Source organism: Novipirellula methanifontis (assembly GCF_052161655.1).
GTDB lineage: Bacteria > Planctomycetota > Planctomycetia > Pirellulales > Pirellulaceae > Novipirellula.
The window spans coordinates 8047442-8061250 of the sequence record NZ_CP197418.1; the positions used below are offsets into that span (position 1 = coordinate 8047442).

8 protein-coding genes are annotated in these 13809 nt (G+C 53.4%); all 8 read right to left on the reverse strand.

Features of this window, described 5'->3' with window-relative positions:
* Positions 1-35 precede the first annotated feature (35 nt).
* The gene (locus SH528x_RS28460) at positions 36-1301 is read right to left on the reverse strand and encodes an SGNH/GDSL hydrolase family protein (RefSeq protein ID WP_442506820.1); all 1266 of its coding nucleotides are present in this window, start codon (positions 1299-1301) and stop codon (positions 36-38) included.
* Between the two features lie 29 nt (positions 1302-1330).
* Positions 1331-2272, reverse strand: a complete 942-nt coding sequence (locus SH528x_RS28465) for a ThuA domain-containing protein (protein WP_442506821.1) — start codon at positions 2270-2272, stop codon at positions 1331-1333.
* A 71-nt stretch (positions 2273-2343) separates the two neighbouring features.
* The gene (locus SH528x_RS28470) at positions 2344-3513 is read right to left on the reverse strand and encodes a DUF6786 family protein (protein WP_442506822.1); all 1170 of its coding nucleotides are present in this window, start codon (positions 3511-3513) and stop codon (positions 2344-2346) included.
* A gap of 206 nt (positions 3514-3719) precedes the next feature.
* Positions 3720-5621: a sulfatase gene (locus SH528x_RS28475; RefSeq protein ID WP_442506823.1), complete on the reverse strand. Its 1902-nt coding sequence runs from the start codon at positions 5619-5621 to the stop codon at positions 3720-3722.
* Between the two features lie 98 nt (positions 5622-5719).
* Positions 5720-7117, reverse strand: coding sequence for a sulfatase family protein (locus SH528x_RS28480; RefSeq protein WP_442506824.1), 1398 nt, complete (start codon positions 7115-7117; stop codon positions 5720-5722).
* Between the two features lie 316 nt (positions 7118-7433).
* Positions 7434-8978 carry a sulfatase gene (locus SH528x_RS28485; RefSeq protein WP_442506825.1) on the reverse strand — a complete coding sequence of 515 codons (1545 nt, stop codon included), beginning with the start codon at positions 8976-8978 and terminating at the stop codon, positions 7434-7436.
* Positions 8978-10753 carry an alpha-L-fucosidase gene (locus SH528x_RS28490; protein ID WP_442506826.1) on the reverse strand — a complete coding sequence of 592 codons (1776 nt, stop codon included), beginning with the start codon at positions 10751-10753 and terminating at the stop codon, positions 8978-8980. The genes SH528x_RS28485 and SH528x_RS28490 overlap by 1 nt, the downstream gene beginning before the upstream one ends.
* A gap of 78 nt (positions 10754-10831) precedes the next feature.
* Positions 10832-13747, reverse strand: a complete 2916-nt coding sequence (locus SH528x_RS28495) for a PDZ domain-containing protein (protein WP_442506827.1) — start codon at positions 13745-13747, stop codon at positions 10832-10834.
* Between the last annotated feature and the right edge of the window lie 62 nt (positions 13748-13809).

Genomic DNA, 13809 nt, shown 5'->3' on the forward strand with positions numbered 1-13809 from the left:
AGAGTTCACGTTCAAGCGAGCGTTGCTACTGTCGATTACAAATGAATCCGAGTCACACGCCAATTCCGCGTTTTACGTTCGATCCCGTCACGCAATATCGCATCACGTTCATTTGCAAGCCGATTGAATTCGATAACTTCCGCTGGCAATGCCCTACCACTGGGCGACCCTTTTCGTTCGCCGACAATGTGGACTTGGTTAAGTGCTTTCCAGCTATACGTGAACTGTAGGTTCTTGTCGTTGACAGCGCGGCGAAACGCTTCCGCCTCTTGGTGAGCTGGCGAAGCGTCAATCGTCTTTCCTCCCGCCCACTCATCATGGCTCGCGGTCGCGACAGAGACGCCATCGACGCTCAGCTCGTAGATACCAGGTGAAAGATTGGCGATCGTCATCGAATCTCGTAAATGATTCAGTTGCGGCGGCAGGTCGTCGCTGGTTGGCGGAGGTAGCGTTGGAGCAATCAACTCGGTTGCACGAAACTTCAGCCCTACTTCAGTTCGAGCCGCGTCTGAAATATCGACTCCGCGAGCTTGTACTGTCAAATCTGCCGCGTCAATCAAGATTTGCCATGGTGGCTGGACCGCAACGTGGTCGTCACGAACGAGGTCACGAAACAAGTAATGACTCATTCCCCAGTACCCGTAGGCATTTAAATGGATGCCGTTCGTCGTGAAATGAGGTCCGACTCGCTCTTCCATCAGATAGCGAGAAGGTTGGTAGAGATCAACAAAGGGCACTTGTGCTGCGATGGCCACTTCGCTCATCGCTTGGCTGTACGCCGACAGCTCACTGTCTCGTTGTTCGTGACGTGGCGTCAATTTGCCAAGGGGTTCGTTGGCGATCGGCGACACCAGGACCAAACGCACTTGGGATTCACCGTTATACTTTTTACCTTCAAGCGATTTGACAAATGCATCGACGGCGGCACGAAATGATTGCACCCCCTCTTCGCCTGCAAAGGATTCTCCCATCCCAAAACAGGCGATGATCACATCGGTACGATGTGCCGACAATGTTTCTTCTTCAGCGGGAAAATTGGTCGGTCGATCACGCGCGTTCAGCATGTCGCCACCCCACCCCAGGTTGCGAATCGAGACGGGATCGTCCGGCCAACGCTGCAGCAACATCGTTTCAAGATAGCCGTGGATCCGCAATTGATCCGCAAACGTGTTGCCAACAATCGCTATACGATCGCCAGGCCGAATGGGCGAGTCGGGCCGAAGCGGCGACTGGGCCGAAGCCGTCGAGACGGCCACTGCCCAAAACAAAAGCACGATGATGGAATGGATTTTTCTAATCATGGTTAAGAGCGCTTTCGGAGCGAGATGCATTACTTCTTCGGCTTTTTATCTTGTCGCTGGATTTCCCAAGTCGTGATCGTTTCGTCGGCTCCCGGAAGCGGTCGATCCACGGCCCAACAGGCAGCATTGATGACCATGCGGACGAACGATTCTTCGGCAAAGTCACCGGGATGACCGAACGAGGTTCCAAATACCTTGCCGCCCCATTCGTTCTGCCACGCCCAGGCGACGGTGTCGGTTTCATCCTCTTGAACCTGGACGACACCAAACGATTTCTTGATCTCGCGACGCCGACCTTTTCCGCTGCCATTGACCAACGGAACGACACCTTTTTCGAAACGCGTCAGATAGAGCGTCCCCGGCGATGTCCAATTCGACTTCGATATATTGGTCATGATCGGGTGCTGTCGTGATTCTTCGATCACACTGATTTCGGTCGCACTGGATTGATGCACGATGTAAGGCGTGCCAAGCGCGCGGCGACCGAAGTCGTCGTTCCAAATGGACCGTGGATGGGCTGCGGGATATTTAAATGAATGATTGGCGGTACGAAGCCCAATAATGGGCTTGCCCGATTTCAAGTAGTCTTCGATTGGCTGCCACTCGTCATCAGGCAACTGAAGAAATCGCATAAAGAAGATCGCCAAATCAGCATCGGCCAACACTTCGATACCGGGCAGAACATTTTCTCGCTTCTTTTCCGGATCGCCTTTGCCCATCACCACCGTCGTGCGAAATCCGAATCGCTCCAGTTCCTCAGCAAGCAGTGGCATGCTGAGTTCCGGTGAATAGTGCAGTGTCCCGACGACGAGAACGGCATGAGGCTTCTCGGCGATGGCCGGAGCTGCGGTGAGCCCGTGAACTGCGACGATGATCATCGCAATGGTCCAGAGGTACGAGGTTCGCCACTGCAATGTATTCGCGTTAACCAGAGATGCACTCGAGAAGTAAGGCAGAAATCGTTGATTCATGATGACTCGCAAAGTCCAGGTCGTGGTTGATGCGAAATGCAGAGAGAGCCTCTTTCCAGAGGAACGGTTGTCTATTGGGTCACTCGGATTTGATCTAAATGAACGCCAAACAACCGCAGGGCAATCGGGTCAAGCGCGGCTTCGCTGCCTTGCAGATGCAGAGTCTGTTGCACATGGGTCATCGTTTCGCCCGGCTTCAATGCGGCTGCCGGGGACGAGGTTTCCAATTCGTAGAACGGCCCAAGCGGTGGTTCACCGGGCGCGGGCGACCCATCGTTGTAAGCATTGATGACATCACCTTTGAATGGCTCCTTCTGCATTTCCCACATAGAATTTACGTACCCGCTTGGTGCGTCTTGAACGTTGTAGGTCACGATTGTCATAACTTTTCCGTCGGCGTCATAGCTTCCCGCGATTCCCAATGAACGCTCTGGCGTGATGCCGATCTTGCCGCGACGTGTGCCATCGCCTTTGAAAAACAAAACGTCGTCATCGACCTTTAAATATTCCGGTGGAACCTTGCCAAAGTAGGTGTCGTTAACCTTCGGTCCTAGCTCCGTCTCATCACCGGCCTTAAAAGGAATCACGATGGTGGTTTTCGGCGAAGGGTTGTACATCCCTAACAGCCAGATCGAGGGCATGCCGGTCTCGGTCGACCAAGCATTCTGGCCGCGATTGGTCAGCCGATTGTCGGTTTCATAGGCGACACATTTGAGCGTATCGTCAATGGATTCCGTTTTCAAAATCTTGGCAATGGTAGCTTTATCGAGCAAACGCACAGTGCGCTGGATTCCCATCGAGAATTGTGTACCACTGAAGTTAGTCAGCTCACAATTTCGTTTGAATTTAGCGGTGGTGCTCGATTGCTGGACCAGTTCAAATGGCTCGGTGTCGATCGCAGCCGGTGTCGTCCAATCCGAAAACTCAAACTTGCTGCCCGGCTTAAAAAACAACGCAAATTGGCCGCCCTCGGGACCGAGCCAAAATCGTTCTTCGCCACCGAAGATGTAGATGTGTTCTTCGAGTTTGCCTTTGCGCTCTTCCTCTGATAGCAATCCCTTCTCGATCACCTTGCGGTTGATCCAACCAAAGCTGGCTCCGTTTTCACGATCGACCGTGCTGGTCATCACACGTCCCTGATACTTCGGCGCGACCGCCACAGCGGCCTCGCCATCGGTCAACGTGATGATGTCGGTGTGCTGCTTCAGAAACGAAACGTCTTCGCGAAATCCTTGGTCCATTTGACTTGACTCCTGCCCTAATACGGTTCCACTCAAATTGAAAACAGCAACGCAACAAATTATCCCCAACAACATTGGGCTCAAACGTTTCATAATTGGTCTCGGTTTCCTACGAAGGGTTTTAGGGATATTTGTGTATTGTTCTGCAACTTCACCTAGGCGACCCAAAATAAAGTAACGACCAGAGGTGCCTCGCTAGTCGCTAATTATTCGCCGGTCCTAACCGGCATCGTGAATTCCGATGATGTGTCTTTCGCGTAAATGCCAACGTGCGTGATACTCTCGAGTGACTTGGGCAGCGGTTGCTCGATGCGAGTCTTGCCAACCACCAAAGTCGCTTTGCCCTGTTCCAGGTCGAGTGTCACGGTCACATCAAACGTTTCCGACGGGTTGATCGAAGTCTTGATTCCAGCACCGCTTGCCACATTCGCCCAGCTACCTTCAAAGATGCCGTGGCGATTCATCCCGATCATCGTCCCCGCTTTGAACAATTGATCGTTCTCGGTGGCCGAACCAAAACAGAAGCAGGCATTCTTGGTCTTTGAGCCTGCGGAGGATCGGTACTGGAGCCGAAATGTCGCAGATTCCTGGACCGGCCGGTCCAGTTCTTTTAGTGCTAACGCTTCACCGGGGCTCGCATCGAGCCGATAGCCAAAATCAGTCTTGGAAACCGTGCCGCCGCGAACGAGGTCCCAGTCACCGGTCTCATCTTTGCCTTCGCTCAGTTTTCCACTTCGGCGTTTCTTTTGCTTTTTTGGGTTTTCCGCTTCGTTTTCCCACCACTCGCTGGGGCCTTCCTCTTCGACGTCGTTCCAGACTTCCAGGAACTTTGTTTTCATCTCCGAAAGTTTCTCAGGCATTTCGCTGGCGAGATCGTGCTCTTCCTTCCAATCCGTCTCGATCTCGTAAAGCTGGAACTTCGTCAAGTCTTTGTTAACAACGAGTTTCCAGTTATCAATTCGCATCGCGGCGTGGCTATTCTCTGGTGCAATGTGGGTCCGCCAGAACATCGGCACCGGACGCTCGAGCTTGCGACCGGATAACGCGGGCAGCATACTGACACCGTCGATCGTGCGATCGCTGGGAAGTGGAATATCAAGCACGTCTAAGACGGTTGAAAAGATATCCGAACCGATGATTGGGATGTTGCTTTCGGTACCCGCCGCCACGTGCCCTGGCCAACGAACAATCGCCGGAACACGAATCCCACCTTCATGATCATCTCGCTTGCGACCTCGCAAACCCCCGGTCGACCCTCGCGTGCGACCACTGGTCCCCCTTCCTTCGGGACCGTTGTCGCTGGTGAAGATAACGAACGTATTGTCTCGCAGTCCTTGCTTGTCGAGCGCTCGCATTAGCTTTCCGAATGCGTGATCCAACTGTGTGACGTTCCCATGATGCTGTCGCAGATCGGGGTCATCGAGATCACTGTACAACTCCATGAATTTCGGATCTGACTCGATCGGTAAGTGCGGCTCGTGAGTCCAAACGGTCATGAAGAACGGCTTCGTCGAATCACGTTCTTTGGACATCCATACAATCGCTTCGTCGGCAACCAGTGGTGCCGAGAAGCCTTCCAACGGCCCCACTTCATTACCATTGCGAACAAAGTTTTCCGGATTCTTATGCGACGGGGACGCATTGTTCTGCGTCGCAAACCACCAGTCGTATCCATGATCATTCGGCTGAGGCTGCTTGGGGCTATTGAAGTAGCCGTTCAAATGCCACTTGCCACTGTGCATCGTCTGGTAACCCAAAGGCTTGACCAATTCCGGAATTGTGATTTCGCTTGCTCGCAAATGAGTCTCCTGACCCGCGGGCACCCAACGCCAAACTCCATTTCGATAGGGGGTTCGTCCAGTCAGGATTGACGAACGACTGGGCGAGCAAACACCGCAAGCCGAATACGCCTGAGTGAAACGAACGCCTTCACTGGCAAACCGATCCAAGTTAGGTGTCTGAATCTTGGGATGTCCGTAACAAGCCAAGTCGCCCCACCCCAGATCATCGGCGAGAAAGACCACAAAGTTGGGACGGTCGGGTTGGGCGTCGTTCGCAATTGCAAGAATGGGACAGCAAAGAAACAGCAGGACGAAGACTCGCAACATGAGGTGTTACCTTTTCGGTGGAAAAGTAGAAGCTGGTGGATCGAGTGGCACGAAAACACTTCGTGCGTGCAAATGCGTCAAGGCAACCCTCAATCGACTTATTTGCGTTCACTTGAAAACACGTCGCCGCTCGGCGTGTCTGGAAGCGTCGCCCGCCAACGTGTTATCGACGCGAGCAATTGCTTCACCACCTCCGGCTTTGTGCTCGCGAGGTTTTCCTTTTCGTAGGGATCGGCAACGATGTCGTACAGCTCCGAATAGCTTTGGTCTTGGTTGGTTAGCAGCTTCCAATTGCGGTCGACGGTCGCAAACGAAACCCAGTGGTACGAATTCCCGCCCGTCGGCTTGCCATGTCCCGCCATTTTCCAGAACAGCGGTTTTTCGCGTTCCGACGAGGTCTTGCCCATCCACGTTGCCAATTGGCTGACGCCATCAGGTTGATAATCGTTTGGCAACGGCGCACCGGCGATTTCGCAAAACGTGGGCAGTAGATCGACAGCGGAAATAAGAGAAGAGTCATCAGTAGCGCCCCGGGCAACTTTACCGGGCCAGCGTGCGATGAAAGGCACATTGACACCCCCTTCATACAAGGACGCCTTATAACCTTTCCGTCCTGCAGTGATGCCCTTTGATGCAGCGACATCCCATCCGGCCCCCGTGGCAGTGTCATACATCAAAGTCGGTTCCGACGCACCCTTGGATCTTGCCGGACCATTGTCGCTACTGAAAATCACCAGCGTATCATCGGCGAGATCAAGTCGATCCATTGCATCGAGCACTTCTCCGATTCGGTCATCGGCATGCGACAGAACGGATGCATAAATTGCATCCGGCGCACTTTCTATATCGCGAAAACGCCACTCGTATTTCGGCACGGTATGAAACGGTGTGTGTGGTTCATGCACCCACAGGTTGACGAAAAAGGGCTTTCCTTCTCGCTTGCTCTTCTCAATAAATGCGATCGTGTGCTCCGCATCCTCATGGACAGGCATTTGCTCGCCCGCGCAATTGAATGCACCGTATTCGTCGTAACCATACGCGCTCGGCAGAGGCGAATCAGGGATCATGTTATTGGACAGATGCCACTTTCCATAATGCGCCGTTGCGTAGCCAGCTTGCTGGAGCAATCGAGGCAGAGTCACCGACTGTGGATCAAGCCAGTCGGGCATATTTCGTTTTGCATTACTAGGTACCCATGCGAAGTGCCCATCAATGTTGTATCGAGCTGGGAAATGCCCAGTCATCACCGCAGTGCGACTTGGCGAACAAACGCCGCTGGCGACGGTGAACCGGGTAAAGTCGGTTCCTTCTTTCGCAAGCCGATCAATGTTCGGCGTCTTCACATACGGATGCCCGTGGCAACTGAGATCTCCCCATCCCCAATCATCCGCGAAGATAAACAGAATGTTGGGCCGAGCATCGTCAGCCGCATACGCAGGCGTGATATAGCTCACACAAAGTAAGACCAAGACAAAAAGCGGTGTAACGGTTTTCATGGATGAAGGGTCTCAATGGGGTCATGATGCCCGACGGACGATTACAGTTCCCGTCGATCCGTACGACATCGATTCGTTTTAGGAATGCTTAACAACCTTGCAACCCAAATGGTCCAGTCACTGGCATCGGGTAGCGGGCCAAACAAACTGCGAACTGCGAAGCTGCCAACGTCGCAGATCATGCCAAAGCCTACCACACTATGGTTAGAATTTCCGCCATGCGGAGAACGATTTGCGACACAGCGATAACAATTTGCGTCACAGTCGATTAATTCTCTGGGTATGAAAAAGCACTTCCCCAGGCCGTAGGCCAAAGCTACGGACGGTTGCTCCATTGCTTCGTCAGTTCGGCGATCAAGTCAGTATTCGCGGGATCGGCGGCGATGTTCGTGTTCTCTTGCGGATCCATTTGGTGATCGTACAGCTCGATCGCGGTGACCTTGCTGTGATCATCTCGGTCGACCCAACGAGTAAAACGGTAGCGATCGGTTCGCATCGAATAACCCATTAGCCTCTTGCGATTAACTGTCCGAGGATACTGCGAAAACGCAGCCGACTTGACCGTTTGTCGGGGATCATCGAGGACGGGTCGCAAAGTGGTACCTTCCAGGTGATCTGGCAAACCGATACCCGCGAGATCAGCCACGGTTGGATAAATGTCCACGAACTCGACCAAAGCGTCCGTTTTCGTGTTCGCTTGCTTCATGCCAGGGACGGAAACAATGAGTGGTGCACGCGCGTCATTTTCGACGTTGCTGTGCTTGCACCAACGATCATGCTCGCCCAACTTCCAACCATGATCGCCCCACAGAACCACGATGGTGTTCTCGGTCAGCTCGAGTCGATCGAGTTCATCGAGCACGCGGCCGAGCTGCGCATCCATGTAACTAACGGCCGCATAGTAGCCATGCTTCAGTTGTTGAGCGTAATCATCGGGCAAATGGGCTGTGTCAGGCACGTCACTGTAGTTCCACATCTCATTCTGTGGCACCAACGCGAAATCAGGAGCCCCGCTCGGCAGGAACCGATTTGGCGCCGGAGGAATCTTTGCAGGATCGTAAAGGTCCCAGTAGTGCTTCGGTACGCTGAACGGCAGGTGCGGCTTGTGAAAACCGAGGGCGAGAAAAAATGGCTTGTCGCCCGCTTTGAAATCCTGAAGCGCCGCGATAGCCTCGTCAGCGAGTTTGCCCTCACCGCCGCCGTTGGGCGGGTCATCCGTCATGCGAAACGCGGGACCACGATTGGTTTTGGTTCGCTTTATTGGCGTGGAAACAAGCATCACTGCGTTACGGGTACGGGACGCCGCGATGTCGTTTTCGCTGCCCGGGATCGTCCACGACTGCGGATCTTTCAAGTCCCCATGATAGATTTTGCCACTTCCCTTTGTCACGTAACCATGTTGTTTGAACAACTGAGGCAGTGTGACCACGTCGGGCAGGGCTTTACGAAAATGGGTCGACAAGTCCCACACCTTGGACGTGTCAGGTCGTGTGCCCGTCATGACACTCGAACGCGAGGGCGAGCAAACTGCTTGCTGGCAGTACGCACGATTGAACACCATACCTCGGCTAGCCAATCGATCGATGTTTGGACTCTTGATGACCGAGTTGCCGTAGCATCCCAATTCGGGACGCAAGTCGTCAGCGACCACGAACAAGACGTTCATCGGAGAACGATCGTCGGCGTATGACGCTGACGACAGGGCAACCACCGCAACACTGAAGGCCAAGACCGTCAGGAAATGCTGAACTCGGGTAGCTGTCGTCGTCAAACGGCGAATATCCACGCGCTGGCGAGCGTCGCTACGACAGGTAACATCAATTTGTTTCTGAGCAGCTTCCATTAGTATGGATGTCGTCATTACTTTGACTCCGAACGTTGTAGTTTCACTTCGCGCAGGTTCATCGGTTCCCATTGGCCTGCGACGGGTTTGACTTGGATGCTGGTCACGCCCGCCTTGTCGAATCGAATCGTCCCCAACGAATTCTGTTTGTACTTGCCATAGCCACCCGTTGACGCCACTTCGGCATCGACTTGGTTGCCAGCCGGACCGACTCGAAAATGCGTTTGAGGTTTTTCCACTGACACTGTGGCAAAAACTTCATAGTTCCCTGGTTGGTCGATGTTGATGTCCCATTCCAACCAAGCTTTGTCATCAATCCAGTATCCGATGTGGGGAACATCGTCGTGAAATCGCACCTCGGCATCTTTGCTGCCTTCGTTGTTGTGAATGAACGCTTTATCGGCGGTCAGCACCAACGAACCCTCATTACTTGGCGTCGGCAAAACTGCGCGAACTTGCAGTTTTCCTGGGACCTTCAACTTGATCACGGTGGCGTTTTCGTCGGCAGCGCCGGAAGGCAACGAAATCATCACGCCGTTCTCGGTCTTGTGCGTTTCAAGCACCGTGCCGTTGGCAAGCAAAGTGGCTTGTTGAACGTCGCCCTCCAATCCTGGTACCAACAGTTTCCCATCGGTAGGCCAATCGAACACGTGTAAATAGAGCGTCGTGCCATCCTCCGTTGACTTCGCCGTGCAACGTCCCCAGTCGAGTTTGCCCAGTGGACTAGCGCTGGTTCCGTAGATTGACTCACCATTAACGTCCATCCATTGTCCAACCGCCTTCAGCCGCTGGACCGCCTGTGGCAGTAACGTGCCGTCGCCCGTGGGGCTGACATTGAGAAGGTAGTTGCCGCCCTTGCTAGCGATATCGATCAAATTACGAATCAACGTGGTCGTGGATTTAAAATCGTCATCGCCCTTCTTGTAACCCCAACTGCCGCTGATCGGCATACAGACTTCCCAATCTTTTCCCACAGGCGCCTGCGCAGGGATGTTTCGTTCGAAGGTTTTGTAGTCACCTTGGAATTCTTCGCCCAAACGATCGTTTGTGATCACGTTGGGTTGCAGTTTCGTGAGCGAGTGCAAGCTATTGAACGCTTCTTTGCTCATCGCCCGCGGCGTATCCCACCAAAAGATTCCGATCGGACCGTACTCGGTCAGCAACTGCTTGACCTCAGGAGCCGCCTTTTGGAACACGTACTCATCGCTGCTGACACGCTTGATCGATTTGTCCCAATTATTGCCGAAACCGCCGGGATGATGCCAATCTTGTGCCTGCGAATAATAGAAGCCGAACTTGATACCTTGTTTCGCGCACGCATCCGCGAGCTCTTTCATGATGTCACGTTTGAAGGGCGACTTGTCGACGACGTTGTACTGGGTCGCTTTGGAATCGAACATTGCGAACCCATCGTGATGCTTGGCCGTGATCACGATGTACTTCATCCCCGCTTGTTTTGCCAGTCCCACAAATTCGTCGGCATTGAATTGGGTCGGATTGAACTGTTCCGCGTACTTTTCATATTCGGCAATCGGTATCTTGCCCCGAGCCATCATCCACTCGGCGCTGTTGGGCAATTTCTGGCCGTTGTATTCACCACCGACGACCGAGTAGACGCCCCAGTGAACGAACATGCCAAATTTGCCCTCACGCCACCAAGCCATGCGCGCGTCACGATTCTGGATGGCGTCAGCGCTCTCCTCCTGCGCGTGCTTCTCCTGTGCTGCGACAGATCCGGAGAGCATTAGGAATGACGTGAGGATCAGTAAACAGTGTTTGCGATACTTGAACATGATGACTTCATTTGTGTAGACAAGGGAATGGTTGGAAGTTACTACGTGTTGACCAACGTCGTAACGAGTGTGATTCGATTATTCGACGCACAATTCTTGAAACGCGGTGTTTTCACCCTTCTCAGTGACGGGACTCACTTGCCAATAGATCCATCGGTAAGTTCCTAATGATTGACCCTCTCGTGAACGCAGCGATGTGGCGTTGAAGATGCTGGACTTTTGCGACGTCGTGTCGATCGACCCCAGCGGCGTCACCTGTTTTGCGTTAGTGACATCCCAGCCTGGATTTCCTGCAGCGTTGCTACCATAAAGCGTTATCTTTTGCGCACCTCGATTGCCATTCTTGTTGGTGCTAAATGTTGTGATCGACGAAACCGGTTTCGATTGCCCCAAGTCCATACGGTAAAGCCCCGAGAACACTCCGTTGGCAAACACGGGTCCGTACCCCTCGTCGAGCTTACCGTCATTCAAGACACTCAGCGGTGCGTCGGTGGGCAATGGGTTCGCGGCGATGGTCGCCGAAGAATTGCTCGACAACGCCAATTTGGCAAAGTCATCCGGGCGTGACGCCATCTCAACGGCGACATACGCGCCCGCAACCACCGGAATGTCGATGGCTTTCTGATCGCGGATCACCTTCACCCTCAACGAGCCGTCGCCGGCTCGGCAATAAGCTTTCAACAAATCACCGACCGTCATAATCTTTGTGCCGTTCATCCCCTGGATCAAATCGCCTTCCTGCAAACCGGCTTTCGCGGCGCCACTCGAATCGCGGACTTGACTGAGTGCTACACCGCCGTCTTCTTTGGTCACACCGAACGCCGAATACTCTTCGCCGGTAAGTGACTTCACTTGGCTACCTAACCAATAGGTCGGAATTTCCGTTGGAGGTTTGGGGCTGTCTTGACGAGGCTTCGCGAGTTCTTGACGAATGTCCAGCTCTGGAATGATGGGTGTTTCCGCAATTGATTTGAGCGAAGGTTTCTTGACTCCGAATTGATCCATCGGAAAATTCTCGAAGCCAATCTCGAACGCGGGCGAGCCTTCCGCGACACGGAAGTCGCCGTTTTCTGGATCGATAAACTTCGGATCAGCAACGATCGAATTGACATCCCATCCGAACTGTAAAAACCGATCTTTTATCTGCGGATTAACGGCATAGTACAGGTTCCCATCCATGCGTTTGCCTTTTGCTGTTTCGCTCGGCATCCGTGCTCCTTGAGGCGCAGCCATGAAGATGTTGCTGAAAACTTCGTCACCGCTGTTGTTGTACCAAACGTGCGGGTGCAGTCCGTTGTTGACCGTAATGTTGTTCCAAGCACGCCGGCGAAAACCTTCGCGAAGCTTCAAACCGCCCGATAGCATCAGATTGTTATAGATATCGTAATTCGATGACCCGTCATCCAAGTCGATATCCCAACCGTGATCGCACCGCCAGCGACTGTTTCGAATGACCGTGGTTTCAACGGCATCCAAAAACGGGAGATTCGGATCTATATCGACCGCAGCCTGAGTGGTCGGTCGGTCGCTGCGCCAATACCGGTCGCGGCCCCATGAGTTGAACGAACCATGATCGTGCGTTTCTTGAACGGTATCGAACACATCACAGCCCTCGATCAGGTGTCCGCCCCAAGCCCCGTCGCCAATGTTGACTCCCGCACGGGCACAGTCATAAATTGAGCAATCTTGCACGGTGATGTGTTGGGACATTTCGATCAACACTCCCGCGGGCTGTCGTTCAACGCGTCCGATGCCGTGGATCAAACAATCCGCGACGGTCGAATCGGCGGGATAGTTGTTCGTTTTGGGACCGGGCGTCCGATCGATCTTTGCTAGATCGTTCTTTTGCCCGTACTCGAACAGCGGATTGCGAACGGCATCGGGATCGCCAACCAAGCACACGCCGCTACCTCCGGTGTCATGGATATAGCAGCCTTTGACTAACACACGTCGATTATAGTTATTAACGAAGATCGCGTTTCCGCCAACTTGATCGAATTCGGTGTTAAGGATGTTGACGTTTTCGGTCCCCGTCAACATGAACGCTCCGCCGCGATAGATAGCCCAATCGCTACGTAGCAATGGCTCTTTGGTATCCATGAACGTGCGTGCAGCGTGACGCACGGTGAAACCATCCAAAGTGATGAACTTGACCGGTGCATCCTCGGCACCCTGAAATTCGATCAGGTGACGCAGTCGGACAACTTCAACTTTGGCTGATGCAAGATCCACGCCACTGACCGGCATGTAGTACAGTGTGTTCTTGTCCGAGTCGTGAAACCATTCGCCAGGGGCGTCGAGTTCTTCAAAAATATTTTCGACCATGCGAAAATCTTTGTGCATGCCCATCTGGCGATTGTTCTGCCATCCGCCCTCGTAAGTCACCTCGCCCTTGTCGTCTTTACCGGTGATGCGATAGTGATAGCCACCCCAACGAGCGCGGTGCATCGCGTGGATATATCCGCCCGCCGGATTCGTCCACGTTGCAGCTCGTTCATTGGAGAACGCATCCGCTGCGAAACCTTGATACGCTTCCGTCTTCTTGCTGGCGTCATAGTTCGGATAGCGAGCCATGCGTTGGTTTGCACCATCAACAAACAATTGATCAATCACCAGCCCGGGATCTGTTTTCGCCATGAAGATGCCATCGCGATAAGCACTCCACTGGAAATTCAACTTTGATCCGCCGCTCAAGACAGCTCTGCCTTCGTTCTCGGCTCGATAGACGACGGGCGATTCCGCCGTGCCATTGTCCTCGGCCGTGAAGACCATCGTATCGCTCAGGTAATAAACCCCGTCAGCGACATGCACGGTGACGGGCTGCTTGCCAGCAATCGATCTCGCGATTTCCTTGGCCTGTGATAGCGTGGCGACAGGCGACGACTTTGAGCCGGGGTTCGTATCATTGCCAGAGGGACTGACGTACAAATCCGCAGCCAGACACACAGGGGCCGCTAACAACAGCAACAGATTCACAAACAGAACTGACTTCATGATGTTTACTTTCCGATATTTCCCGAGGCCGCTGAGCACTCACCATTCTAAGCCGGACCGTC